Below are 25424 nucleotides of genomic sequence, written 5' to 3'. Positions count from 1 at the left end.
CCGCCTGCGGCTGCTAGGCGGCGGGCAGGGCCGCCAGCTGGGCCTGGATGCGGGCGATGTCGGCCTCGGCCTTGGCCAGGCGGCCCTTGATCTTGTCGACCACGTTGTCCGGCGCCTTGGCCAGGAAGGCCTCGTTGCCGAGCTTGGCCTCCGCCTGCTGCTTCTCCTTCTCGGCGGCGCCGAGGTCCTTCGTCAGCCGCTTGCGCTCGGCTGCGACGTCGATGGTGCCCGACAGGTCGAGCGCGACCGTGGCCCCGGCGACCGGCAGGGTGGCGGTGGCGCTGAAGCCCTCGCCCTCCGGCTGGAGGCGCAGCAACTGGCGGATGGCCGCTTCGTGCGCGGCCAGCTCCGTACCGGCCAGGTCGAGCCGGGCCGGGACCTTCTGGCCCGGCTGCAGGCCCTGGTCGGCGCGGAACCGGCGGACCTCGGTGACGACCTGCTGGAGGTTCTCGATCTCGGCCTCGGCGGCCTCGTCGCGGAAGCCGCTGTCGGCCGGCCACTCGGCGACCACGATGGACTCGCGGCCGGTGAGGGTGGTCCACAGGGTCTCGGTGACGAACGGGACGACCGGGTGCAGCAGGCGCATCAGGACGTCCAGCACTTCGCCGAGGACCCGGCCGGAGGCCTTGGCGCCCTCGCCGCCCGCGAAGAACGTGGTCTTCGACAGCTCGACGTACCAGTCGAAGACCTCGTCCCACGCGAAGTGGTAGAGCGCCTCGCTGAGCTTGGCGAACTGGAAGTCCTCGTAGTACGCGTCGACCTGCGCGACCGTCTTGTTCAGGCGGGACAGGATCCACCGGTCGGTGGCGGACAGCTGCTCGACGGGCGGCAGCTCGCCCTCGACCGTGGCGCCGTTCATCAGCGCGAAGCGCGTGGCGTTCCAGATCTTGTTGGCGAAGTTGCGGGAGGCCTGGACCCAGTCCTCGCCGATCGGGACGTCGGTGCCGGGGTTGGCGCCCTTGGCCAGGGTGAAGCGGACGGCGTCGGAGCCGTACTTGTCCATCCAGTCCAGCGGGTCGACGACGTTGCCGAAGGACTTCGACATCTTCTTGCCGCGCTCGTCTCGGACGAGGCCGGTCAGGGCGATGGTCTTGAACGGGACCTCGCCGTCCATCGCGTACAGGCCGAACATCATCATCCGGGCGACCCAGAAGAAGATGATGTCGTGGCCGGTGAGCAGGACGTCGGTGGAGTAGAACTTCGCCAGGTCCGGGGTCTTCTCCGGCCAGCCGAGCGTGGAGAACGGCCACAGGCCGGAGGAGAACCAGGTGTCGAGGACGTCTGTGTCCTGGTGCCAGCCCTCGCCCGTCGGCGGCTGCTCGTCGGGGCCGACGCAGACGATCTCGCCGTTCGGGCCGTACCAGATCGGGATCCGGTGGCCCCACCACAGCTGGCGCGAGATGCACCAGTCGTTCATGTTGTCGACCCAGTCGAAGTAGCGCTTCGACATGTCGGCCGGGTGGATCGCGACGCGGCCGTCGCGGACGGCGTCGCCGGCGGCCTTGGCCAGCGGGCCGACCTTGACCCACCACTGCATGGACAGGCGCGGCTCGACGGTGGTCTTGCAGCGCGAGCAGTGGCCGACGGAGTGCATGTACGGGCGCTTCTCGGCGACGATCCGGCCCTGGGAGCGCAGGGCGCCGACGACCGCGGAGCGGGCCTCGAAGCGGTCCAGGCCGAGGAAGGGGCCGTGGACGGTGATCACACCGTGCTCGTCCATGATCGTCATGGAGGGCAGGTCGTGGCGCTGGCCGATGGCGAAGTCGTTCGGGTCGTGGGCGGGCGTCACCTTGACGCAGCCGGTACCGAACTCGGGGTCAACGTGCGTGTCCGCGACGACCGGGATCGAACGGTCGGTGAGCGGCAGCTTGATGAGCTTGCCGATCAGGTGCTTGTAGCGCTCGTCGTCCGGGTGGACGGCGATGGCCGTGTCACCGAGCATCGTCTCGGCGCGGGTGGTGGCGACGACGAGGGTGTCCTCGCCCTCGCCGTACTTGATGGAGACCAGCTCGCCGGCGTCCTCCTGGTACTCCACCTCGATGTCGGAGATGGCGGTCAGGCAGCGCGGGCACCAGTTGATGATGCGCTCGGCGCGGTAGATCAGCTCGTCGTCGTAGAGCTTCTTGAAGATGGTCTGGACGGCCTTGGACAGGCCCTCGTCCATGGTGAACCGCTCGCGCGACCAGTCGACGCCGTCACCGAGGCGCCGCATCTGGCCGAGGATCTTGCCGCCGTACTCCTCCTTCCACTGCCAGACGCGCTCGACGAACTCCTCGCGGCCCAGGTCGTGGCGGGACTTGCCCTCCTCGGCGAGCTGCTGCTCGACCTTGTTCTGGGTGGCGATGCCGGCGTGGTCCATGCCGGGCAGCCACAGGGACTCGTAGCCCTGCATGCGCTTGCGGCGGGTCAGGGCGTCCATCAGCGTGTGCTGGAAGGCGTGGCCCAGGTGGAGGGAGCCGGTGACGTTCGGCGGCGGGATGACGATGGTGTACGCGGGCTTCTCGCTCGCGGCGTCGGCGGTGAAGTACCCACGCTCTACCCAGCGCTCGTAGAGCTTCCCCTCTACCTCGGCCGGCGCGTACTGGGTCGGCAGTTCGGAGTTGGGGGTGCTGGGTGTCTGCGTGTTATCGGTCACGGGCACAGTTTAGAGGCGTAACGGTCCGGTACTGAAACCGGTAATCCGGGGGCCCGGGGCCCTGTGCCCCTCGGCCGTGGGACAGGATGTGTGGAACGCATAAGCATCCTGAAGGGGGACGCGGGTATGAGCTTCAACCAGCCGGGACCGTACGGAGGCCCGCCGCCGCAGCAGCCGGGACCGTACGGTGCCCCGCCGCCCCCGCCCCCCGCTCCGGCCCCCGGCCCGTACGGCCAGCCCGCGCCGCAGCCCGGCTACGGCTACCCGCAGCAGCCCCCGCAGCCCGGCCCGGGCTACCCCCCGCAGCCGCCGACGGCCCCGATGGGCATGCCGCAGCAGCAGCCGCAGTACGGCTACCAGCAGCCGGGCATGCCGCCGCAGCCGTACGGCACCCAGCCCCCGAAGAAGTCGAAGGCGGGCGTGGTCATCGCCGCGGTGGTGGCGGTAGCGGTCATCGCGGGCGGCGGCTGGTACCTCCTGGGCGGCGGCAGCGCCGGCTCCATCGACGAGGCCACCAAGGGTTACAAGCTCGTCGCCCCTGAGACGGTGAACGACTTCAAGAAGGACCCCAAGTACCAGCAGAAGACGATGTCCGACAAGGACCGCCAGGAGGCGGAGACTGCGGGCATCAAGAACCCGAGCCAGGTGGGCATGACCTACCAGTCCGGCGACCCGAGCAACCCGCTCTCGGCGAAGGGCCTGAACTTCTCCGGCCTCTACGGGACCATCGCGGACCCGGAGAAGTCCGTCGACGCCTACTTCTCCATGGCCAAGCTGAACGCCGGCAAGGAGAAGAACACAACGGTCGAGCTGATCGGCAGCCCGCAGGCGATGACCCCGGCGGGCTTCAAGGGTGCGGTGATGAAGTGCCAGGAGATGAAGTTCACCTCGACGAGCACCACAGCCACCAAGGGACCCAAGGAGTTCACGCTCCCGGTCTGCATCTGGGGTGACTACAGCACCCTGAGCATGGTGAGCGCGAGCGACGTGGGCAGCCTGCTGGCCGGCAAGAAGGGCTTCACCATGGAGCAGACCGCCGAGTTCACCGCCAAGCTGTACAACACGGCCCGCGTCAAGGGCTGATCGGGCCTGTGGCCGGCACAGCCACGAGGCACCGTGCCGGCCGCGGCTGGATCAGGCCTGCCCCGCCGCAGAACACGCCTCGCTGGCGTCGCCGTTCCTGACCCCGATGTTGGTCAGGCTGAGGTAGCAGCCGGGGTATGCGCCGATGTCGGAGCTGGCACCGAAGCGGCAGGCGGCCTCCACCTTGGGGCCGACGTTGTAGCCCGCCTCGTGCAGCGAGTACTGGCAGTCGCCCTGGTCTGCCGATGCGGGCGAAGCCGCAACGAGCGGCAGCGCGGCGGCGGCGAACGTTGCGGCCAGGACGCCCATGGCGCGCTTCTTCATGATCATGTGTCCCGTTCTCCTGACAAAGGTGGTTCGGGGCAAAGTTGATCAAGAACCCGCCCGCCAGGCCAGGCAACGCGAACCATCTGTCCGATAATCGGTCAATCTGGTCCGGAAAACGAGGAGGGGCGCCCCCATGGTGGGGGCGCCCCTCCTCGTGCACGGTGGGGTGGCGGCTAGGCCGACTTCTCCTGGGGGCCCTGGTCCTTCGGGACGATGCGGGGGACCAGGGTCGGGTTCACGTTCGAGCGGACCACGTCGGCGGTGATGACCACGCGGGCCACGTCCTTGCGGGACGGCACCTCGTACATCACCGACATCAGGACCTCCTCCATGATGGCGCGCAGGCCACGCGCACCCGTCTGGCGGAGGATCGCCTGGTCGGCGATGGCTTCGAGGGCCTCGCGCTCGAAGTCCAGCTCGACACCGTCGAGTTCGAACAGCCGCTGGTACTGCTTCACCAGCGCGTTCCGCGGCTCCACCAGGATCTGGAGCAGCGCCTCGCGGTCCAGGTTGTGCACCGAGGTGATGACCGGCAGGCGGCCGATGAACTCCGGGATCATCCCGAACTTCACCAGGTCCTCCGGCATGACCTCCTGGAACTGGTCGCTCGCCTCGATCTCCCGCTTCGAGCGGATCGTCGCGCCGAAGCCGATGCCCTTGGCACCCGCGCGCGACTCGATGATCTTCTCCAGGCCGGCGAAGGCACCGCCCACGATGAACAGCACGTTCGTCGTGTCGATCTGGATGAACTCCTGGTGCGGGTGCTTGCGACCGCCCTGCGGCGGGACCGACGCCGTCGTCCCCTCCAGGATCTTCAGCAGGGCCTGCTGGACGCCCTCGCCGGAGACGTCGCGCGTGATCGACGGGTTCTCGCTCTTCCGCGCGACCTTGTCGATCTCGTCGATGTAGATGATGCCGGTCTCGGCCTTCTTGACGTCGTAGTCGGCGGCCTGGATCAGCTTCAGCAGGATGTTCTCGACGTCCTCACCCACATAGCCGGCCTCCGTCAGCGCCGTCGCGTCGGCGATGGCGAACGGGACGTTCAGCATGCGGGCGAGCGTCTGGGCCAGCAGCGTCTTGCCCGAGCCCGTCGGGCCCAGCAGCAGGATGTTGGACTTCGCGAGCTCGATCGCGTCGTCCCGGCCCTGCGCGCCGCCGTTCTCCCCGGCCTGGACGCGCTTGTAGTGGTTGTAGACCGCGACGGAGAGCGCCTTCTTCGCCGGCTCCTGGCCGACGACGTAGCTCTCCAGGAACTCGTAGATCTCGCGAGGCTTGGGGAGTTCCTCCCACCGCACCTCGGAGGTCTCGGCGAGTTCCTCCTCGATGATCTCGTTGCAGAGGTCGATGCACTCGTCGCAGATGTACACACCGGGTCCTGCGATGAGCTTCTTCACCTGCTTCTGGCTCTTTCCGCAGAACGAGCACTTGAGCAGGTCGCCGCCGTCACCGATGCGTGCCACGAGGTGCTTCCCCTTCGCCTGGGAGACGCTTGGTTCAGCGGCTCCTGGTGCCTCATATCCGACGGTACCTTGCCGGGGGCCCCGTACGGGGCCCCCTTGACGCGGTTCACATCCCGGAATTCCGGGACGCGTCCGCGCCGAGTGGCGGCAAGGATCAGACCGCGTTCATCTTGCGGGTGGAGACGATCTGGTCGATCAGGCCGTACGCCAGGGCGTCCTCGGCCGTCAGGATCTTGTCGCGCTCGATGTCCTCGCGGATCTTCTCGATCGGCGTGGAGGAGTGCTTGGCCAGCATGGTCTCCAGCTGGTCGCGCATGCGCAGGATCTCGTTGGCCGCGATCTCCAGGTCCGAGAGCTGCTCGCGGCCGGTGCCGCCGGACGGCTGGTGGATCAGCACGCGCGCGTTCGGCAGGGCCATGCGCTTGCCGGGGGTGCCCGCGGCGAGCAGGACGGCGGCGGCGGAGGCCGCCTGCCCCATGCAGACCGTCTGGATGTCGGGCTTCACGAACTGCATCGTGTCGTAGATGGCCGTGAGCGCCGTGAAGGAGCCGCCCGGGCTGTTGATGTAGATCGAGATGTCGCGGTCCGGGTCCATCGACTCCAGGCACAGCAGCTGCGCCATGACGTCGTTGGCGGAGGCGTCGTCGATCTGCACGCCGAGGAAGATCACGCGCTCTTCGAAGAGCTTCGCGTACGGGTCGTACTCGCGCACGCCCTGCGAGGTGCGCTCGACGAAGCGCGGGACGACGTAGCGGTTGTCCACCTGCGGGCCGGTGTAGAGGCCGCTCGCGGGAGAGAGGTTGTTCATGTGCATCTGGGGGTTCACCATCCTGGTGCCGTTCTGCGGGCTGGGGCTTGCCTGGTGGGGCGGGCGTACGGGGCCTCGGACGAGGTCCCGCGCGCCGGGGCCGGGATCAGGCCCCGGTGCCGCCGCCGCCCGGGACCAGCGACGCGGCGGAGATGATCTCGTCGATGAGGCCGTAGTCCTTGGCCTCCTCCGCGGTGAACCAGCGGTCGCGGTCGCCGTCGCGGATGATCGCCTCCACGGTCTGGCCGGAGTGGTGGGCGGTGATCTCGGCCATGCGCTGCTTGGTGCGCAGCAGGTACTGGGCCTGGATCTTGATGTCCGAGGCGGTGCCGCCGATGCCGGCGGAGCCCTGGTGCATCAGGATGTCGGTGTTCGGGAGCGCGAAGCGCTTGCCCGGGGCGCCGCCGGTGAGCAGGAACTGGCCCATGGAGGCCGCCATGCCCATGCCGATGGTGACGACGTCGTTCGGGATGTACTGCATGGTGTCGTAGACCGCCATGCCGGCCGTCACCGAGCCGCCGGGGCTGTTGATGTACAGGTAGATGTCCTTCTCCGGCTCGGCGGCCAGGAGGAGGAGCTGCGCCGTGATCTTGTTGGCGATGTCGTCGTCGACCTGCTGGCCGAGGAAGATGATGCGCTCGCCGAGCAGCCGGTTGTAGACATGGTCGCCGAGGCCGCCACCGATGGACGGCTCACCCGCGGCGTAAGGCTTCAGATTCGTCACGTATCCACCTGCTCGTCTCCGACGGCCACATGCCGTCTCAGCGTCTTGTCCTGGGGCGCGGCCCGTTTGGCGCGGTGTGTCCGCCGTCGTCCGGGTACTCCCGTGCCCTCGTATTCATGGACCCTAACGCGCAGGTCGGACAACGCCATCCCGGTTCCCGAACTGTTCGCTCGGAGCGCAAGGTTCCCGGGGGCCACGGGGATACACGGAAGGGCCCGCACGCGGCTGCGTACGGGCCCTCCAGAGACACTGCGCGGTACTGCCGGGCCGGTGGGGGCCCGTCGGCCTTACTTGGCCTCGTCGGCCTCGCCCTCGGCCTCGCCGTCGACGGCGGCCTCGACGGTCTCGGCGGCGGCCTCGACCTCGTCCTCGTCGTCGGACAGGTCGATGACCTCACCCTTGGTGTCGACGACCTTGGCGGCCTCGACGACCAGCGCGAGGGCCTTGCCGCGGGCGACCTCGCCGACCAGCATCGGGACCTGGCCGCCCTCGACGACCGCCTGGGCGAACTGGTCGGGGGACATGCCGGAGGAGGCGGCGCGACGCATGAGGTGCTCGGTGAGCTCCTCCTGGTTCACACCCAGCTTCTCCTTGTTGACCAGGGCGTCCAGGACGAACTGGGTCTTGATGCCCTTGACCGCCTGCTCCTTGGTCTCGGCGTCGAACTCCTCGACCGTCTTGCCCTGGAACTCCAGGTACTTCTCGATGGTCAGGCCCATCTGGCCGAGCTGGTGGTGCTCCAGGTTGTGCTTGCGGGTGTTGACCTCGTCCTCGAGGAGCTTCTCGGGGATCGGGACCTCGGCGAGCTCCAGCAGCTTCTCCAGGACGCGCTCCTGGGCCTGCGTGGCCTGGTCGTACTGCTTCATGTTCTCGAGGCGCTTGCGGCTGTCGGCCTTCAGCTCCTCCAGGGTGTCGAACTCGCTCGCCATCTGGGCGAACTCGTCGTCCAGCTCCGGCAGCTCCTTGGCGGAGACCTTGGAGACCTTGACGGTCACCTCGGCGTCCTTGCCCTCGGCGGAGCCGCCCTTCAGCTGCGAGGTGAAGGTGGCCTCGCCGCCGGCCTCGAGGCCCGTGACGGCCTCGTCGATGCCGTCGAGGAGCTCGCCCGAGCCGATGGTGTAGGCGACGTCGTTGGCGACGCCGTCCGGCAGGACCTCGCCGTCGACCTTGGCCTCGAGGTCGATGGTGACGACGTCACCCTCGGCGGCGGCGCGCTCGACGTCCTTGGTGGACGCGAAGCGGTTGCGCAGCTGCTCGACGGACTTCTCGACGTCCTCGTCGGTCACCTCGACCGCGTCGACCTCGACCTCGATGCCGGAGAAGTCCGGGATCTCGATCTCGGGGCGCACGTCGACCTCGGCGGTGAAGGCCAGCAGCTCGCCGTCCTTCAGCTCGGTGATGTCGACCTCGGGCTGACCCAGCGGGTTCAGGTCGGCCTCGTTGATCGCCTCGGTGTAGAACTTCGGGAGCGCGTCGTTGACGGCCTCCTCCAGCACGGCGCCGCGGCCGAAGCGCTGGTCGATGACGCGGGCCGGGATCTTGCCCTTGCGGAAGCCCTTCACCGTGACCTGCTGGTTGATCTTCTTGTACGCCGCGTCGAGGCTGTCCTTGAGCTCCTCGAAGGGCACCTCAACAGTGAGCCGAACCCGAGTCGGGTTCAGGGTCTCCACGGCGCTCTTCACGGTTCGGTCTCCTTGTGGCTGACTGCTGGGGGTTCTGCCGTCTCGCTGGAATTCAGCGGCCCGGCGGACTTCGGCCCGGTACATCAGACACACGGGCACGCAGCTTGCATAGTAACCGCAAGCGGCAATCTGCCCACAACGCGATCTTGGCGATGCGCAGGTGGTGGTCGGGGTGGCCGGATTCGAACCGACGACCTTCCGCTCCCAAAGCGGACGCGCTACCAAGCTGCGCCACACCCCGTCGGTGCGACACGTAGGGTACATGGCCGGAGACCCTCCGACACGCGGCGTTTCGACGAAGCTTTCCGGCCGCCCGCGGGCCCGTCGTGGCCGAGCACGATATGCGGTGTGACTCCCCCGGCCCGACCCGCTAGGATGCTCTCCGTGCCGCAGCCTTCGGACCTGCGGCGCGCGTACTGCGGGTGTAGCTCAATGGTAGAGCCCTAGTCTTCCAAACTAGCTACGCGGGTTCGATTCCCGTCACCCGCTCCACACAGCTCAGGGCCAGGTCAGGGGAAGATTCCTCCGCCTGGCCCTGAGTCGTTCCCGGGGCTCGGAGACGACGGACAGGTAGCGCTCACTCCCGGGCGGTCGAGGCGGGGAGGACGGCTTCGCCGGAGTATGGCCGTGGCCGATGTACCGCCAGGAGCCGAGGACGAGGACGTCGTCCGGGTAGACCGGGTCGAGGTCGAGGCGGGCGGCGATCAGGCGGCGGGGGTGTCCCGGCGGGCGAGGACGTCACGGTCCCGGACGGGCCGGTCAAGGGTGCCGGTGTTCTCCGCGGCCTTGGTCGCGTATTCGGGATGTACGGGGCCACGGCCAGTTCGGTGAGCTCGGAGCCGTCCCCGGAGGCCTTGCTCACGCGGGGAGGTGCCAGGGCTCCTGGTGGCTGCTTTCGAGGCCGGGTGTCCGGCTGGCGGGCTCACGCAGCAGTCGGCAAGGTCTCGTGGTGATGCCAGACGAGGTAGCGGTCCTCTCGGCGTAGTTCCGCAGAGCCCCATTCGATGCGCATCACGCCGCGGTCCATGGCGCATGCGTAGGCGACCAGGACCAGGCGGGCGTCCTCGGGCAGGAGGGCGAGGTCGGGGTGGACCTCGGTGTCTTCGAGTTCATCGAGGCCCAGGTCGAGGGCTTGTTGCATCGGCTCTGGGCCGTGTCGCCGGATCAGGTCTGCGCGGAGTCCTGTCGCCCGGCGGAGGCGAGCGGCCGTTACCGGGACGTCCTTCTTCGCGTATCGGATCGGATAGATCACGCGATCAGCGAGGAGGACCACCGTTCGGCCCTGCAAGCGCACGGGAGTGGCGCCCTCCACCGGCTCCAGGCCGGCGGCGAGCTCCTCGTACTGAGCTGCGTAGAGTCCGTGGCCGTATGCCTCCAAGGTCTGCGTGTGGACTCCCTCATGGCCGTTGCGCGCCCTCTCGTGAGCCCGGATGAGGCAAGCCGGGATGATGTCCACCAGCTCGCCCGCAACGTCTCCGAAGACTTCACGCGCCCATGCAGTTGCAGACCCCATGGCACCGCCCTCCCCCTAGTGATGCTCAAGCGCCGAGCGGCATCGAGAAAACGGTGCTTCCTGCGAACGAAGCACGCAAGATGGCATGCGGCGCGCACGAGGGCGTGCTGGATGCGGTCATGAGCCACTCATGACCCCGGAAGCTGGGGCTGTGGCTGGTCAGGGTGGTGGGGGTGGGTGTGCGAGCCTTCGGGCTGGCCGCGCGGGTTCGGTTTCCGTCACCGGCTCCACACGGCTCAGGGCCCGGTCAGAGGGTGTTCTCTGCGCCTGCTCCTGAGGTGATTTCGGTGCCGCGGGGTGGGGGTTAGATCTTGATGCCGGCGATGGTGTCGGCGAGGGAGTTGAGGAAGCGGTTGACGTCCGGGGCGATGGAGCTGGACGCCAGGAAGAAGCCGAAGAGGACCGCGATGATGGCGGGGCCGGCCTTGATGTGATTGCCTCGGATCATCACCACCAGGATGATCGCCAACAGAACCACCACTGACAGCGAAATCGCCACTTCTGATCACACCTTCGGTCGTTCCCGGTCGGCTTCGGGCACGCGGCCGTGCGTACCCCCACATGGACCATCCTCCCACCAACGGGCCTTGGCTATCCGTCGCGTGACGATTCGCCCGTGGCGGGGGCCGGGCAACGGCGTTCCGGTCAGGGTGCGGTCAGGCCGAGGAGGGAGCGGACTCGGGCGTATTTCGCGGTCAGGCGCTGCCGGGTGGGCCCGTCGAGGACGGACAGGCGCGCGGGGTCCGCGTTGTGCGCGAGGTCGGCCTCCTTGACCAGGAGGGCGCCCGGGGTGGCGAGGATCCGGGCCGTGTACTCCTCCACCGGCTCCCCCGGGCGCTTGGTCACCGCCAGGACCATGTCCTTCACCGCCTGGGGCAGAGGGGCGGAATCCAGCCATTCCCGGCTGAGGGCGTCGTCCTCGACGGCATCGTGCAGCCAGGCCGCGGCCTGCTGTTCGGGGCTGCCGCCGCGGGTGCGGACGCCCTCGGCCACCGCGGCGAGGTGCTCCGCGTACGGCCGGCCGGCCTTGTCGGTCTGGCCCTCGTGCGCGGTGCGCGCCAGGGCCTCGACCTCCGCGAGGGTCAGTGACTGCTGCGTCATGCGGATCCCTTCGTCGTCCTGAGCGCCGCGGCGCGGAGCGCCCTCGCCGCTCGGTGCACATCCGCCTCCGTGGTGCGCCAGTTGGAGAACGCGGCGCGCAGCGCGGGGGTTCCCGCGTAGACGGTCGGGGTGACGAACACCTCGGCCGCGGCGGCCTCCCGCAGGGCCGTGAGCCGGGCTGGCGAGGGGTCCTCGGCGAGGGTGAAGCAGACGACGTTGAGGCGGACGGGCGCGAGCAGGCGGAAGGCGGGGTCGCGGTCCAGTGCCGCGCCGAGGGCCCGGGCGCAGTCGACGTCGCGCTCGACGATCTCCCGGTGGCCCTCGCGGCCGTACGCGCGCAGCGTGAACCAGGCGGCGAGCGCGCGCAGCCGGTGCGAGTTCTCGGGGGTGAGGTGCACCAGGTCGGGCGTGTCGCCGAGGGGGCCGAGGTAGGCGGCGGCGTTCTGGAAGACGCGGGCCTGGAGGTCGGGGCGGCGGGTGAACTGGACGGCGCTGTCGTAGGGGACGTTCAGCCACTTGTGCAGGTCGACGCAGACGGAGTCGGAGGCGTCGAGCCCGTCGGTGAGGTGGGCGTGGCGCGGGGAGAGGGCGGCGAAGGCGCCGAACGCGGCGTCGGTGTGCAGCCAGAAGTCGTGGCGGTCCTTCAGGGCGGCGACGGCGCGGAGGTCGTCGAAGTCCACGGTGTTGACGGTGCCGGCGTTGGCGACGACGACGGCCGGGCCGGGCGTGTCGGCGAGGGCGCGGTCGAGGGCGGCGGGGTCGACGGCCTCGCGCCCGGGCAGGGTGGGCACGGGGACGAGGTGGGCACGGCCGAGTCCGAGGACGGACAGGGCCTTGGCGATGGAGGAGTGCGGGGCGCCGGACAGCACGCGGACCGGGCCGAGGGCGGCCGCCCCGTCCTCGGCCGGGGAGACGCCGAGCCGTTCGCCGAGCCATTCGCGGGCGATGGCGAGGCCGGTCGTGTTGGACATGGTGGCGCCGCTGACGAAGGTGCCGCTGTGGGCGGGGCCGAGGTCGAACAGCTCGCGGAGCCAGCCGACGGTCTCGCGTTCGAGGTCCTGGCCGGCGCCGTCGAGGGCGGAGTTGGAGTTCTGGTCGTGGGCGGCGGTCAGCCAGTCGCCGGCCAGGGCGGCGGGGGTGGCCCCGCCGGTGACGAAGCCGAGGTAGCGGGGGCCGGCCGAGGCCGACAGGCGGGGTGCCCAGCGGTCGGCGAAGGCGGCGAGGGCGGCCTCGGTGCCGGTTCCGCGTTCGGGGAGCGGCTCGGGGGCCGGCGGCCCGGCGGGCGGCGGTACGACGGGGCGCTCGCCGAGGGCGGCGAGGGTGTCGGCGGCGGTGCGGCGGGCGGCGTCGAGGAGGTCGGGCAGGCGGGCCAGGTCGGCGGCGAGGGTGCGGTCCATGCGCGGCACGGTAGGGGCCGGCGGGCGGTGGCGGACCGGCCAATCGGGGGAGAGTGGCCGGGATCGGCCGACGGGCGGCCCGTACGCGGCGGAGCAGGGCCCACGGGACCGGGGAGGGGGCGGGCGGGGTGCCGTAGGGTCGGGGGATGGGGGCAATGCGCTGGACGGTACGGGTGGTCGGGGTCGCGGCGGCCATGGCGGCGCTGGCGGGATGTGACACCCCGCCCGCTCCCAGGCCCGCGCCGGGCCCTACAGGAGCGGCCCGGCCGGCCGCGACACCGTCACGGCCGGCCGCGGCGGCGCCGACCTCGCCCGCGGCACCTTCGACACCCCCCTCGGCAGCCGCCGACGAGCCGTGCCCGGCGGGCGGGGTGCGGGTGCGCCAGGTGGGCGGGGACTCCGCCATGGGGGTGCGCATCATGTCCGTCGAGCTGGTCAACTGCTCCGCCGAGCCGTATGCGCTCGAAGGCCACCCGCAGATCAGGCTGCTGGACCGGAAGCGCGCGCCGCTGGAGGCGGAGGTCCGGCACGGCTCGGGAGACATCGCCGGCGGGGTGCCGAGCATGGACCGGGCCGCCGAGCCGGTGACGCTGCAACCGGGGCAGCGGGCGTCCTTCGCCATGCTGTGGCGCAACCTCGTGACCGACCCGAGTGTTCCGGCAGCGGAGGGGTGGGCGGTGGAGGTGACGCCGAAGCCCGGCGCGCCCGTGGTGACGGCCGAGCTCAGGGACTCGGTGGACCTCGGCAACACCGGCAGGCTCGGCGTCAGCGCCTGGGGGCCCTCCAGCAGCTGATCGTCCGACCGTCTGACCGCACGTGCCGTCCGGGCCGTCCGGGCCGTCCGGGGCCCCGCGGCCGGGCAGCGGCGCTGCCCGGGAGCGGGGTCGGCGGCGGGTCAGCGCCGTTCGGGGCGCAGGGCCCAGTGGGCCGGGAGGGTCGTGGCGGTCAGACCGAGGCCGAGGGCGGCCGCGGCGAAGGCGGCGTACAGGGCGGGCGGGATGTGCGGGGGCGCCCCGGTGACGGCCCTGGTCAGCGGGATCAGGGTGGTCAGGGCGATCGCGGTGCCGAGGACGGTGCCCGCGCTGCCGATCAGCAGCCCCTCCCAGCGCACCATGCGCAGCACCTGGCGGCGGGTGGAGCCGACGAGGCGCAGCATCCGCAGCTCGCGGCGGCGGTCGAGGACGGTCATGACCAGGGTGTTGGTGGCGGCGACGGCCGCGAAGCCGCCGAGGACGGCCGCCATGACGGTGTTGGCCCAGGCGTTGACGGCGCGGTCCGTGGTCTGCTGCGCGGTCCACTGCGCGGCAGGGACAGCGGGGCCGGCGTCCGCCGGGGCCGGGCCGCGGACCAGGAGCTCGGTGGGCCGCCCGGCCGTGGTGCGGCCGGCCAGGTCGGCCGCGGGGAGGGTGACCTGGCCGAAGCCGAGGCCGCGGGTGTAGACGGCGACGACCTCGGGGCGGACCGGGGTGCCGTCGGGCAGGCTCAGCGCGATGCGGCCGCCGACCGGGACCCGGGCCGATTCGGCGAGGGTGCGGTCCAGGGCGACGGTGCCCGGGGCGAGCCGGTCGAGGCTGCCCTCGCGCACGCCGAGGTCGAGGACGGCGGCCGGGTTGCCGGAGACGCCCAGCGCGGACGCGGTCTGCAGGTGGCGGTCCCCGCCGGAGCCGAGCTCCGCGATGACGGCGGTGCGGGTGACGCGGAGGCTGCCGGGGGCGCTGCCCGCGGCGTCGGCGGCGTCGCCGGACGGGTCGGTGACCACGTGGTCGGCGAGCAGGCCGGCCTCCTGCTGCTGGCGGGTGGCGCGCTCCTCGCTGGTATGGAGGAACACCAGCGTCGAGGAGAAGGCCATGGCGAGCACGATCGGGGTGATCGCGGAGGCGAGCCGGCGGGCGTGGGTGCGGGAGTTGGCCGCGGCGAGAGCGCCGGGGGCGCCTCCGGCGCGCAGCGGCAGGCCGAGCACGGCGGTGCAGGCGCGGGCGACGAACGGGCCGAGCAGGGCCACGGCGAGCATGAAGAGCATGACGACGCCGAGGGCCGCGTTGGCGGCGTCCTCCCCGCCCGCGGTCGCGGCGAGGCCGGCGCAGGCGATGCCGCCGGCGAGGGCGGCGAGGCCGAGCGGGGTGCGGATCCAGCCGGGCCGGAGCCGTTCGACTGCTGCCTCGGCGAGGGCCCGGGAGGGGCGGATCCGGGCGGGGCGGCGGGAGGCGGCCCAGCCGGCGAGCAGGGCGGTGCCGAGGCCGATGGCGACGGCGGAGGCGAGGGGGATCCAGGAGACGGCGAGGTCGACGCCGGCCGGGATCGCGCCTTTCTCCTTGAGCTGCCCGAACCACCAGGCGGCCAGGGCGCAGCCGGGTACGCACCCGAGCACTCCCGCGGCGGGTGCGACGAGCAGGGCTTCGGTGGCGACCGTGCGGCGGACCTGCCGCGGGGTGGCTCCGAGGGCGCGCAGCAGGGCGAACTCGCGGGAGCGCTGCCCGACGGAGAGCGCCACGGTCCCGGCGGCCGTGAAGACGGCGACGAGGGTGGCGACGCCGCCGAAGGAGCCGCCGAGGCCGGCCAGCAGTTCCTTGGCGCCGTCGAGCTGCGGGTCCATGGCGCGATCGGGGCCGGTGAGTACCCGGGCGCGGCCGTCGAGGGCGGCGCGGGCCCGGTCGGCGAGGGCCTCGGGGTCGCCGGGGGCGAGCAGGACGACGGCGTCGAGGGCGTCGGGGTGTCCGGACAGGGCGCGGGCCTCGGCGTCGGAGAACCAGACGCCGGTGCCTCCGGCGCGCCCGACGACGCGGAACTCCCGCTTCCCGACGGGGGTGTCGAGCACGAGCCGGTCCGCGGCGGCCGCGGGGTCCGTGGGGTCCGTGGAGCCGGCGGCGGCGCCCGTACCCGTGACGACCTCCCCCGATGCCTGCGGGGCCCGGCCGGCGCTGAGCTGCGTACGCGTGAAGGCGGCGGAGCCCCACCCGGACGCCTCGACCGCCGGCCCGCGGCCGCCGGCGCCGCCGCCGGGGGCCGTGGCGCGGACGGGGAACACCACGTCGGGCACGGCCCGGCCGAGCGGGGCGAGCCGCTCCAGCAGGGCGGCGTCGACCCGGGCCCGGTCCGGGATCCGGGCGGTGACCTCGTAGGTGCCCTCGCCGCTGCCCACCCGCAGCCGGGCCTCCTGGTCGGCGGCGACCACGACGGGGGCCGCGGCGTACCGGGCGGGCGGCAGTGAGGCCCGTACGCCGGTTTCCAGCAGGATCCCGCAGGCGCTGACGACGGCGACGGTCAGGAGGAGGGCGAGGAAGGTGCCGGCGAAGGCCGCGGGGCGGAAGCGCACCGCCGCGCGGGCCAGGCCGTTGGGGCGGCGGAGCATCAGGCGGCCGCTCCCGTGTACGCCGGCGCGGTGAGCGCGGTCATGCGGGCGGCGATGGTCGCGGCGGAGCTGCGCGGCAGCCGGTCGGCGATCAGCCCGTCGGCGAGGAAGAGCACCTGGTCGGCGTGGGCGGCGGCGGCCGGGTCGTGGGTGACCATGACGACGGTGGCGCGCAGGGAGTCGACGGCGGCGCGGAGCAGTCCGAGGATCTCGGCGGCGGTGGTGGTGTCGAGGGCGCCGGTGGGCTCGTCCGCGAAGACCACGTCGGGGCGGGTGACCAGGGCCCGGGCGATGGCGACGCGCTGCTGCTGGCCGCCGGAGAGCTCGGCGGGGCGGCGGCGGCCCTTGCCTTCGAGGCCGACGCGGGCGAGCAGGTCGGCGGCCCGGGCGTGGTCCTGGCGGGCGCCGGCGAGCCGCATCGGGAGCAGCACGTTCTGCTCGACGGTGAGGGAGGGCAGCAGGTTGAAGGCCTGGAAGACGAAGCCGAGGCGGCTGCGGCGGAGTTCGGTGAGCTGGTTCTCGTTCATGCCGGTGATCTCGGTGCCGCCGAGGCGGACGGATCCGGCGGTGGGCAGGTCGAGTCCGGCCGCGCACTGCAGGAAGGTGGACTTGCCGGAGCCGGACGGGCCCATCACGGCGGTGAAGCTGCCGCGCGGCAGGCTGAGGTCGATGCCGCGCAGGGCGTGGACGGTCGCGGCGCCGCGCCCGTACTCGCGCCGTACGCCGCGCAGTTCGACGGCCGCCGCGCTGCCATGACCGCCCTGGCCGCCCCGGCCGTCGTACGCGGTCTGCTCGTCCTCGCTCTGCCGCCTGCTGCGCCGGAACCCCATGGTGTCCCCCTCCGTGGCCGGTGCTCCGGCTCTGCCGTTGCCGTGCCGTGTCCGTGGTCGATGGTGTCCTCGACGCTACGGACGGGGCGGGGGCGGCGGCCATGGCGCAGCCCGGCGGGTCCCGGGTGGGGGAAACCCCACCGGCGGCGGGGTGCAGGGGCGTAGGCGTGGGGCGGGGGGCTGCTCAGGGCGAGCGGCGGATGAGCAGCAGCGCGCGGTCGTCGTTGACGTCCTTGGCGACCTTCTCGATCAGGTGCCAGGCGGCACCCTCCCAGCCGGCCGCGACGTAGCGGTCGGCCTCGCCGGTGAGCCGGTCGATGCCCTCGCTGATGTCGCGGTCGGCGGTCTCCACCAGGCCGTCCGTGAAGAGCATCAGGACGTCGCCGCGGCGGAGGTTGCCGCGGGCGGGCTCGAACTCGGCGCCGTCGTAGACGCCGAGCAGCGGGCCCTCGCCGGACTTCTCCTGCCAGCGGCCGGTGCCCGCGGAGAGCTGGAGGGCGGGCAGGTGGCCGGCGGAGAGGAGCTCGTAGTCACCGGTCTGCAGGTCGAGGACGAGGTGGACGGAGGTGGCGAAGCCCTCGTCCCAGTCCTGTCGGAGGAGGTAGCCGTTGGCGGCGGGCAGGAATCCGTGCGGGGGCAGCGCGCCGAGCAGGCCGCCGAAGGCGCCGGAGAGCAGCAGGGCGCGGGATCCGGCCTCCATGCCCTTGCCGGAGACGTCCGTGAGGACGATCTCCAGGGTGCGGCCGCCGTGGGTCCGGGCGGCGACCACGAAGTCGCCGGAGAAGGACTGGCCGCCGGCGGGCCGCAGGGCCATCTCGCGGTGCCAGCCGCGCGGCAGTGCGGGCAACTGGCTCTGGACCCGGATGCGTTCGCGGAGGTCGAAGAGCATGGTGCCGCCCCGCCGCCAGGGCACGCCGACGCGGCTGCGGAACTGGGCGATGACCAGTCCGAAGAACCCGCAGGCGGCCACGACCAGGACGGTGCCCGGGGTGACCCGGGCCGGGCCCTGGGTGTAGGGGCCGAGGACGAGGGCCTCGACGATCAGTGCGGCCGCGGAGGCGGCGTACAGGGCGAGCAGGCTCGCCGGGCGCAGCAGCAGGCCGCCCGCGACGATGGGCAGGACGAGGGCGGCGGGCGAGAACCACACCGGCAGCATCAGCGTGCCGCAGGCGATGGCGGGGACGGTGGCGAGGAGTCCGGCGAAAGCCAGCCAATCGGAGGCGTCGCCGCGGAAGTAGTCGACGGCGGATTTGCGCAGGGTGGTGCGGGCCCGGTGCCACATCAGGCGTGCCCGGGCCATGAGCGTCTCCACACGTGCTCCGGCCATGTCCTTCGGGACCCTATCCATCCTGGCTGTGCGTGCGCAGGGGGACCCCCGGACCGGCGGGGTTCCGCCAGCTCCGAGGTCGTCCGAAATCCCGTCGACCGGGGCGGATTGCCCTGGTAAGGATGACCTTATGGCTCTTGAGATGCGTGTATTGCAGTCTGATGAGTGGGATGCCCTGTACGACCACCTGGAGTTGGCGTTCGGCGGTGTGCCCGATTCCGCCGAGGCGCGCGAGCTCTACCGGTCGCTGACGGAGGTCGAGCGGTCGCTGGCCGTCTGGGACGGGCAGGCGTGCGTCGGCTCGGCCTCGGCCTTCAGCTTCCGGCTGTCGGTGCCGGGGGGTGCGCTGGTGCCGGCGGCGGGGGTGACGATGGTGGGCGTCGCACCGACCCACCGCCGTCGGGGGATCCTCTCCTCCCTGATGCGCCGCCAGCTGGACGACATCCGCGCCGGGGGCGAGCCGCTGGCCGTGCTGACGGCCTCCGAGCCGGCGATCTACGGGCGGTTCGGGTACGGCGTCGCGACGTACGCCCTGTCGCTGGAGATCGACACCGCCCGGGCGGGCCTCACCGGGCCGCCGGGCGCGGAAGAGCTGCGGCTGCGCATCGCCGATCCGGCCAAGGCGCTGGGCGACTGCGAGCGGGTGTACGCGGAACTGGTCGCCCGGCGGCCCGGCATGCCGGCGCGGCAGCCCGGCTGGGAGCGGCTGCCGCTGCTGGACCCCGAAGCGGACCGCCAGGGCGCGTCCCGGCTGATGTGCGTGGTCGCGGAGCGGCCGGACGGCGAGGTGGCCGGGTACGCGCGCTACCGGGTGAAGCCGGACTGGGACGCGGCCGGGGCGCGGGGCACGGTCGAGGTGCGCGACCTCGACGCGCTGGATCCGGCGGCGGCGGCCGCGTTGTGGCGCTACCTGTTCGGGATCGACCTGACCTCGACGGTACGGGCCGGCGGGCGGCCGGCGGACGATCCGGTGCTGCACCTGGTCGGTGACGTCCGGCGGTCGCGGCCGGGCCTGCGCGACGCCCTGCACCTGCGCGTGGTGGACCTGCCCGCGGCGCTGCGGGCCCGCGGGTACGGGGCCGCGCTGGACGTGGTGCTGGAGGTGGAGGACGCGTTCTGCCCGTGGAACGCGGGCCGGTGGCGGCTGGTCTGCGACGGTCCGGGCGGGGCCGTGTCCTGCATCCGTACCGCGGATCCGGCGGATCTGGCGCTGTCGGCCCGGGAACTGGGCGCGGCCTACCTGGGCGGGGTCGCGCTGACCTCGCTGGCGGGGGCGGGGCTGGTGCGCGAGCTGTGCCCGGGCGCGCTGGCGGCGGTGTCGCGGGCGTTCGCCGGCGACGTGGCCCCCTGGCTGCCGCACGGCTTCTGAGTCCGGCCGCGCCCGGGGCGGCCGGCGGCGGCCCCGGGCGGGCTCGGCGGGCTCGGCGGGCTCGGCGGGCTCGGCGGGCTCGGCGGGCTCGGCGGGCTCGGCGGGCTCGGCGGCCGGCCCCGCGAGCTCGGCGGCCGGCCCCGCGGGATCGACCGCCGGCCCCGCGGGACCGGTGGCCGGCGCCGCGGGCTCAGCGGGTCTGGCAGGCCGGGCACCAGAAGAGGTTGCGGGCGGCGAGGTCGGCGGTGCGGATCTCGCCCCCGCAGATGTGGCAGGGCAGGTGGGCGCGCCGGTAGACGTAGACCTCGCCGCCGTGGTCGTCCACGCGCGGCGGGCGCCCCATGGCCTCGGGCAGGTGCTCGTCCCGGACGGTGTCGATCCGGTTCTTCCGCACGCCCTCGCGCATCAGCACGGCCAGGTCCGCCCACATCGCGTCCCACTCGGTGCGGGTGACGTCCTTGCCCAGCCGGTAGGGGTCGATGCCGTGCCGGAAGAGGACCTCGGCGCGGTAGACGTTGCCGATGCCCGCGACGACCTTCTGGTCCATGAGGAGCGCGGCGATGGTGGTGCGGGAGCGGGAGATCCGCTTCCATGCGCGGTCGGGGTCGTCGTCCGGCCGCAGCGGGTCGGGGCCGAGCCGGTCGTGTATCGCCTTCTTGCCGCCCCCGTCGATCAGGGCGCAGGCGGTCGGGCCGCGCAGGTCGGCGTAATGCTGCTCGTTCAGCAGGCGCAGCCGGACGGTGTCCGCGGCCGGCGGGGCCGGGGCGGGGCCGAAGCCGAGCTTGCCGAAGAGGCCGAGGTGGATGTGGATCCAGGCGTCGCCGAGCTCCAGGAACAGGTGCTTGCCGTGGGCTTCGGCGCTCTCCAGCTCACGGCCGTCGAGCAGCGCGGCGCTCTCGGCGAACCGGCCCTGGGGGCTGCTCACCCGGACGGGGCGGGCGGCGAACCGCTCGGTGTGGTCCTGGGCGAGGCGGTGGATCGTATGCCCCTCGGGCACGCTGCTCTCCTCCTGGTGACGCCGGGCGGCCGGCCGGGCCGGCGGACTGCCGGTGCCGTCCGTGCTGCCGGGGCCACCGTCCGTCCGGTTGCGGGAACGGCAGTGCCGCCGGACCCGGCGGGTCCGGCGGCACGGGGCGTCCTACTGGTCCTGCGGGTGGTGGGCCGGGATCGGGGGCAGCTCGCCGGTCTGCTCGTACGCGGAGAGCATGTCGATGCGCCGGGTGTGGCGCTCCTCGCCGGAGTACGGGGTCGCCAGGAAGGCCTCGATGAAGGAGGTGGCCTCGTCCTGGGTGTGCATGCGGCCGCCGACGGAGATCACGTTGGCGTTGTTGTGCTCGCGGCCGAGCTTCGCGGTCTCGACGCTCCAGGCCAGGACGGCACGGACGCCCTTGACCTTGTTGGCGGCGATCTGCTCGCCGTTGCCGGAGCCGCCGATGACGATGCCCAGGCTGTCCGCGTCGGCTGCGGTCTTCTCCGCGGCGCGCAGGCAGAACGGCGGGTAGTCGTCGACGGCGTCGTAGATGTGCGGCCCGCAGTCGACGGGCTCGTGGCCGTTGTTCTTGAGCCAGTCCACAAGGTGGTTCTTCAGCTCAAAGCCGGCGTGGTCGGATCCGAGGTAGACGCGCATGGGACGAGTGTGTCACGAGCGGCCCCGACAACCTGCCCCGGGGTGTCGCGTAAGTCACGTCTAAAGCTCAAGTAAACCCAAAGAACGCAGATGAGACACGGTGGGACCAAGGTCCCGGACCTTCGTCCTTGGCAACGATCCGGATGCAGCCCTTCCGCCGGCGTTCATCTCGGGTTTGAATGCCGGAACTCGCAACCCGGGAACCTAAGGATTCGTCCATGAGCACCACGACGACCCTTCAGAAGGCAGGCGACCCCACCGGTAACCCCGGCGGCGCCACGCCCAACGATGGTCTCAAGGCCGGTCTCAAGAACCGCCACCTGTCCATGATCGCCATCGGCGGTGTCATCGGCGCCGGACTCTTCGTCGGCTCCGGCGGCGGTATCGCCAAGGCGGGCCCCGCCATCCTCATCTCCTACATGCTCGTCGGCGCCATGGTCGTCTTCGTCATGCGGATGCTCGGTGAGATGGCCGCCGCCAGCCCGAACTCGGGCTCCTTCTCCGCCTACGCCGACCGCGCGCTCGGCCGCTGGGCCGGCTTCTCCATCGGCTGGCTCTACTGGTTCTTCTGGGTCGTCGTGCTGGCCGTCGAGGCCACCGCCGGCGCCGTGATCCTGGAGGGCTGGGTCCCCGCCGTCCCGCAGTGGGCCTGGGCCCTGATCGTGATGGCCGTCCTGACCATCACCAACCTCGGCTCGGTCGCCTCCTACGGCGAGTTCGAGTTCTGGTTCGCCGGCATCAAGGTCGTCGCCATCGGCGCCTTCGTCGTCATCGGCATGCTCGCCGTCTTCGGCGTCCTGCCGGGCTCGGACAACCCGGGCGCGGGCTTCGCGCACCTCACCGACGCCGGCGGCTTCATGCCGAACGGCTGGGGCTCCGTCCTCACCGGTGTGCTGATGGTCGTCTTCTCCTTCATGGGCAGCGAGATCGTCACGCTGGCCGCCGGCGAGTCCGAGGACCCGCGCCGCGCCGTCACCAAGGCCACCAACTCGGTCATCTGGCGCATCGCCGTCTTCTACCTGGGCTCGATCTTCGTCGTCCTGACCCTGCTGCCGTGGAACGACGAGTCGATCGTGAAGAAGGGCTCGTACGTCGCCGCCCTCGACTCCATCGGCATCCCGGCCGCCGGCCAGATCATGAACGTGATCGTCCTGACCGCCGTGCTGTCCTGCCTCAACTCCGGCCTGTACACCGCCTCCCGCATGGCGTTCTCGCTGGGCGAGCGCGGTGACGCCCCCAAGGCCTTCGCCAAGGTCAACAAGCGGGGCGTGCCGATGGCCGCCATCCTGGGCTCCACGGTCTTCGGCTTCGTCGCCGTCGTCTTCAACTACACCAACCCGGACACCGTCTTCAGCTTCCTGCTGAACTCCTCCGGTGCGATCGCGCTCTTCGTCTGGCTGGTCATCTGCCTGACCCAGCTCCGCATGCGCAAGATCCTGGTCGCCGAGGCGCCGGAGAAGCTGACGGTCAAGATGTGGCTCTTCCCGTATCTGACCTGGGCCACCGCCGCGATGATCGTCTTCGTCCTGGGCTACATGCTCTACGACGAGGGCAACCGCGAGACCGTGATCCTGTCGCTGCTGGTCGCCGCGGTCGTGATCGCGATCGGCGTGGTGCGCGACGTCCGCCGCCGCAAGGCCTCCGTCGAGGCCTGACCCGTAAGGGCTCCTGACGGCAGCAGCCCCGGACCGCACATCGCGGTCCGGGGCTGCTTCGCTTCGGGGGCTGATCGCTCCGGGGTTGCCCGCTCGGAAGCTGCCCGCTCCAGGGCTGCCGGCTGCTACGAGCGGCCGGCCAGCTTCCAGGCCGTCGGCAGCAGGCCCATGGCCAGCGCCGCCTTGAGCGCGTCGCCGATGAGGAACGGGGTCATGCCCGCCGCGACGGCCGCGCCGAAGGACATCCCGGTGGACAGCGCCAGGTACGGCACGCCCACCGCGTAGATCACGGCGGAGCCGAGCACCATCACACCGGCCGTGCGCAGCACCGAGCGGTCGGCGCCGCGGCGGGCCAGGGCGCCCACGACGGTGGCGGCGAGCAGCATGCCGAGGACGTAGCCGAAGGACGCGCCGCCCGCACCGGAGGTGCCGTCCGCGAACCAGGGCAGGCCGGCCGCGCCGAGGAGCGCGTACAGGCCGAGCGAGAGGAACCCGCGGCGGGCGCCGAAGGCGGTGCCGACGAGCAGCGCCGCGAAGGTCTGGCCGGTGACCGGGACCGGGGAGCCGGGGACGGGCACGGCGATCTGCGCGGCCAGGCCGGTCAGGGCGGCTCCGCCGATGACGAGCGCGATGTCGCGGGCGCGGCTCGCGGGCAGCAGGTCGGCCAGGACGGCGCCGGGGCGGGAGGAGACGGAAGCAGAAGCGGTGCTCATCGGGACTCCGCGGGATGAGGGGTGACGGGACGATCACCGACGCTAGTGCGCGGGCCCGCGCCGCCCCACCGCTGCCCGGGACAAAGCGCTGCTCCCCCCTTTGGTCGGAAGTGCACAAAGTCCTCGGTTCACACCCGAGGCGCCGTGATGCTCATCACGAGTCAGATCAGTCAACACATCCTTTTTGCGCGGAAGGGCGCCCTCCGGTGAGACTGTAGGGTCCCGCCAACTACTGCGGAGCCCACCGCCGCTGCCGAGCACGAGAGTACGAGCCTCCACTCATGCGCGACCCCCAGACCGAGACTCCTCCGGGCGGCCCCGAGCTGCCCGCCGAACCCCTGAGCCACAGCCTCAAGCAGCGCCACCTGACCATGCTGGGCCTCGGTGGCGTGATCGGCGCCGGCCTGTTCGTCGGCTCCGGCGCGGGCATCGGCATCGCCGGCCCCGCGATCATCTGCTCCTACCTGCTGGCCGGCGCCCTCGCCATGCTGGTGATGCGGGCGCTGGGCGAGATGTCCGCCGCGCTGCCCGCCTCCGGTTCGTTCTCCGTGTACGCGGAGCGGGCGCTGGGCCGCTGGGCGGGCTTCTCGGCGGGCTGGCTGTACTGGTTCCTGCTGGTCGTGGTGCTGGCCGTGGAGGCCACCGGCGCGGCGAAGATCGCGCACGGCTGGCTGCCGGCCGTCGACCAGTGGCTGTGGGTGCTGCTCTTCATGGTGGTCTTCACCGTCAGCAACATGGCCGCGGTGAAGAACTTCGGCGAGTTCGAGTTCTGGTTCGCCGCCCTCAAGGTCGGCGCGATCGTACTGTTCCTGGTCCTCGGCACCCTGGCGATCTTCGGTCTCCTCCCCGACACCGACCCGGTCGGCCTGGACAACCTGACCGGCAACGGCGGCTTCTTCCCCGCGGGCGCGGCCGGTGTGATCGCCGGCATGCTGGCGGTCATCTTCGCCTTCGGCGGCCTGGAGGTCGTCACCATCGCGGCCGCGGAGTCGGACGACCCGGCCCGCTCGGTGGCCCGCGCCGTGCGCAGCGCGGTGTGGCGCATCCTCTTCTTCTACGTCGGCTCCATGCTGGTCATCGTCACGCTGCTGCCGTGGGACTCGCTGAAGCCGGGCCAGAGCCCGTACGTGGCCGTCCTCGACTCCATCGGCATCCCGGGGGCCGGGCAGATCATGAACATCGTGGTGTTCGTGGCCCTGCTGTCGGCGCTCAACGCCAACCTGTACGGGTCCTCCCGCATGGTCTTCTCGCTGGCCGAGCGCGGCGAGGCGCCAACGGCGCTGCTGAAGGTGTCGCGGGGCGGGGTGCCCCGCCGGGCCGTCGTCGCCTCGGTGGCCTTCGGGTTCGTCTCGGTGGTGCTGAACCTGCTGTGGCCGGACACGGTCTTCCTCTACATGCTCAACGCGGTCGGTGCGGTGCTGCTCTTCGTGTGGGCGCTGATCGCGGTGTCGCAGCTGCGGCTGCGCCGCGAGCTGGAGCGGGACATGCCGGAGCGGCTGACGCTGCGGATGTGGTGCTTCCCGTACCTGACGTGGGTGGCGCTGCTGGCGATGGCGGCGGTGCTGGTGCTGATGCTGTTCGACGACGGGGCGCGGCCGCAGCTGCTGTGGTCCTCCGGCGCGGCGGCCGTGGTGCTGGTGGTGGCGTGGATCCGGGAGGTGCGGACGCGCCGCTCGGAGGAGGCCTCCGCCTGACGCACGAAGGTGTGGGGTGAGCGGGGGCGGGGAGGTGGGTTTCTGGCCTGCTCCTTTCTCTTTTCTTTTTCCCTCTTTTCCCTACCTGGTTCTTTCGGCGGGTAATTCCTTTTTTTTTTTGGCACCATTC

21 protein-coding genes and 2 tRNA genes are annotated in these 25424 nt (G+C 71.9%); 6 read left to right on the top strand and 17 right to left on the bottom strand.

Annotated elements, in window-relative coordinates:
- Positions 1 to 13: 13 nt before the first annotated feature.
- Positions 14 to 2635 (bottom strand): valine--tRNA ligase, encoded by a 2622-nt coding sequence (locus ACZ4VL_RS31000; RefSeq protein ID WP_468206517.1) that lies wholly within the window; start codon positions 2633 to 2635, stop codon positions 14 to 16.
- A gap of 126 nt (positions 2636 to 2761) precedes the next feature.
- Between ACZ4VL_RS31000 and ACZ4VL_RS30995 the strand changes: the two genes are divergently transcribed.
- The gene (locus ACZ4VL_RS30995; RefSeq protein ID WP_468206514.1) at positions 2762 to 3718 is read left to right on the top strand and encodes a hypothetical protein; all 957 of its coding nucleotides are present in this window, start codon (positions 2762 to 2764) and stop codon (positions 3716 to 3718) included.
- A gap of 51 nt (positions 3719 to 3769) precedes the next feature.
- Here ACZ4VL_RS30995 and ACZ4VL_RS30990 read toward each other — a convergent pair whose 3' ends face one another.
- From ACZ4VL_RS30990 to ACZ4VL_RS30965, 6 genes are all read right to left on the bottom strand, one after another.
- Positions 3770 to 4048 (bottom strand): hypothetical protein, encoded by a 279-nt coding sequence (locus ACZ4VL_RS30990; RefSeq protein ID WP_468206511.1) that lies wholly within the window; start codon positions 4046 to 4048, stop codon positions 3770 to 3772.
- Positions 4049 to 4218: 170 nt separating this feature from the next.
- The gene (clpX, locus tag ACZ4VL_RS30985; RefSeq protein WP_030297265.1) at positions 4219 to 5505 is read right to left on the bottom strand and encodes an ATP-dependent Clp protease ATP-binding subunit ClpX; all 1287 of its coding nucleotides are present in this window, start codon (positions 5503 to 5505) and stop codon (positions 4219 to 4221) included.
- A 154-nt stretch (positions 5506 to 5659) separates the two neighbouring features.
- Entirely contained in the window at positions 5660 to 6334 is a 675-nt protein-coding gene (locus ACZ4VL_RS30980) for an ATP-dependent Clp protease proteolytic subunit (RefSeq protein WP_468206508.1), read from the bottom strand.
- Between the two features lie 85 nt (positions 6335 to 6419).
- Positions 6420 to 7037, bottom strand: coding sequence for an ATP-dependent Clp protease proteolytic subunit (locus ACZ4VL_RS30975; RefSeq protein WP_053786842.1), 618 nt, complete (start codon positions 7035 to 7037; stop codon positions 6420 to 6422).
- A gap of 287 nt (positions 7038 to 7324) precedes the next feature.
- Entirely contained in the window at positions 7325 to 8719 is a 1395-nt protein-coding gene (gene tig / locus ACZ4VL_RS30970) for a trigger factor (protein WP_468206505.1), read from the bottom strand.
- Positions 8720 to 8883: 164 nt separating this feature from the next.
- Positions 8884 to 8960 (bottom strand) — tRNA-Pro (locus tag ACZ4VL_RS30965).
- A gap of 177 nt (positions 8961 to 9137) precedes the next feature.
- On the opposite strand from ACZ4VL_RS30965, the gene ACZ4VL_RS30960 reads away from it, so the two are divergent.
- Positions 9138 to 9211: transfer RNA gene (locus ACZ4VL_RS30960), tRNA-Gly, on the top strand.
- A 430-nt stretch (positions 9212 to 9641) separates the two neighbouring features.
- Here ACZ4VL_RS30960 and ACZ4VL_RS30955 read toward each other — a convergent pair.
- The 4 genes from ACZ4VL_RS30955 to ACZ4VL_RS30940 form a co-directional block, all read right to left on the bottom strand.
- Positions 9642 to 10232, bottom strand: a complete 591-nt coding sequence (locus ACZ4VL_RS30955; RefSeq protein WP_468206503.1) for a hypothetical protein — start codon at positions 10230 to 10232, stop codon at positions 9642 to 9644.
- A 304-nt stretch (positions 10233 to 10536) separates the two neighbouring features.
- Positions 10537 to 10731, bottom strand: a complete 195-nt coding sequence (locus ACZ4VL_RS30950) for a hypothetical protein (RefSeq protein ID WP_403560475.1) — start codon at positions 10729 to 10731, stop codon at positions 10537 to 10539.
- A gap of 146 nt (positions 10732 to 10877) precedes the next feature.
- Positions 10878 to 11333 carry an HD domain-containing protein gene (locus ACZ4VL_RS30945; protein ID WP_468206500.1) on the bottom strand — a complete coding sequence of 152 codons (456 nt, stop codon included), beginning with the start codon at positions 11331 to 11333 and terminating at the stop codon, positions 10878 to 10880.
- Positions 11330 to 12730 (bottom strand): pyridoxal phosphate-dependent decarboxylase family protein, encoded by a 1401-nt coding sequence (locus tag ACZ4VL_RS30940; protein ID WP_468206497.1) that lies wholly within the window; start codon positions 12728 to 12730, stop codon positions 11330 to 11332. Before ACZ4VL_RS30940 ends, ACZ4VL_RS30945 begins: the two co-directional genes overlap by 4 nt.
- A gap of 146 nt (positions 12731 to 12876) precedes the next feature.
- On the opposite strand from ACZ4VL_RS30940, the gene ACZ4VL_RS30935 reads away from it, so the two are divergent.
- On the top strand, positions 12877 to 13524 hold the full coding sequence (locus tag ACZ4VL_RS30935) for a DUF4232 domain-containing protein (RefSeq protein ID WP_468206494.1): 648 nt from the start codon (positions 12877 to 12879) through the stop codon (positions 13522 to 13524).
- A gap of 101 nt (positions 13525 to 13625) precedes the next feature.
- Here the strand turns inward: ACZ4VL_RS30935 and ACZ4VL_RS30930 are convergent, their stop codons facing one another.
- The 3 genes from ACZ4VL_RS30930 to ACZ4VL_RS30920 all read right to left on the bottom strand — a co-directional run bounded on the left by ACZ4VL_RS30930 (position 13626) and on the right by ACZ4VL_RS30920 (position 18236).
- Entirely contained in the window at positions 13626 to 16079 is a 2454-nt protein-coding gene (locus tag ACZ4VL_RS30930) for an ABC transporter permease (RefSeq protein ID WP_468206492.1), read from the bottom strand.
- Complete coding sequence (locus tag ACZ4VL_RS30925) at positions 16079 to 16909, bottom strand: ABC transporter ATP-binding protein (protein ID WP_468206490.1); 831 nt, start codon at positions 16907 to 16909, stop codon at positions 16079 to 16081. The genes ACZ4VL_RS30930 and ACZ4VL_RS30925 overlap by 1 nt, the downstream gene beginning before the upstream one ends.
- Positions 16910 to 17093: 184 nt before the next feature.
- Positions 17094 to 18236 (bottom strand): SpoIIE family protein phosphatase, encoded by a 1143-nt coding sequence (locus tag ACZ4VL_RS30920; RefSeq protein WP_468206487.1) that lies wholly within the window; start codon positions 18234 to 18236, stop codon positions 17094 to 17096.
- Positions 18237 to 18366: 130 nt separating this feature from the next.
- Between ACZ4VL_RS30920 and ACZ4VL_RS30915 the strand changes: the two genes are divergently transcribed.
- Entirely contained in the window at positions 18367 to 19605 is a 1239-nt protein-coding gene (locus ACZ4VL_RS30915) for a GNAT family N-acetyltransferase (RefSeq protein WP_468206485.1), read from the top strand.
- 190 nt (positions 19606 to 19795) lie between these two features.
- On the opposite strand, the gene ACZ4VL_RS30910 is transcribed toward ACZ4VL_RS30915, so the two are convergent.
- Positions 19796 to 20602, bottom strand: a complete 807-nt coding sequence (locus ACZ4VL_RS30910) for an Fpg/Nei family DNA glycosylase (protein WP_468206482.1) — start codon at positions 20600 to 20602, stop codon at positions 19796 to 19798.
- A 141-nt stretch (positions 20603 to 20743) separates the two neighbouring features.
- Positions 20744 to 21232, bottom strand: coding sequence for a ribose-5-phosphate isomerase (locus ACZ4VL_RS30905; protein WP_356850596.1), 489 nt, complete (start codon positions 21230 to 21232; stop codon positions 20744 to 20746).
- A 218-nt stretch (positions 21233 to 21450) separates the two neighbouring features.
- Between ACZ4VL_RS30905 and ACZ4VL_RS30900 the strand changes: the two genes are divergently transcribed.
- Positions 21451 to 22887, top strand: coding sequence for an amino acid permease (locus ACZ4VL_RS30900; RefSeq protein ID WP_468206481.1), 1437 nt, complete (start codon positions 21451 to 21453; stop codon positions 22885 to 22887).
- Between the two features lie 125 nt (positions 22888 to 23012).
- On the opposite strand, the gene ACZ4VL_RS30895 is transcribed toward ACZ4VL_RS30900, so the two are convergent.
- Positions 23013 to 23600 carry a biotin transporter BioY gene (locus ACZ4VL_RS30895; protein ID WP_468206478.1) on the bottom strand — a complete coding sequence of 196 codons (588 nt, stop codon included), beginning with the start codon at positions 23598 to 23600 and terminating at the stop codon, positions 23013 to 23015.
- Between the two features lie 281 nt (positions 23601 to 23881).
- Here ACZ4VL_RS30895 and ACZ4VL_RS30890 point away from each other — a divergent pair, with 281 nt between their 5' ends.
- Positions 23882 to 25294, top strand: a complete 1413-nt coding sequence (locus ACZ4VL_RS30890) for an amino acid permease (RefSeq protein WP_468206476.1) — start codon at positions 23882 to 23884, stop codon at positions 25292 to 25294.
- The last annotated feature ends 130 nt before the right edge of the window (positions 25295 to 25424 follow it).

The organism is Streptomyces sp. NPDC029014, from assembly GCF_055564695.1.
The sequence above is the reverse complement of the archived record's forward strand: the minus strand, read 5'-3'. Positions and strand labels throughout refer to the sequence as shown.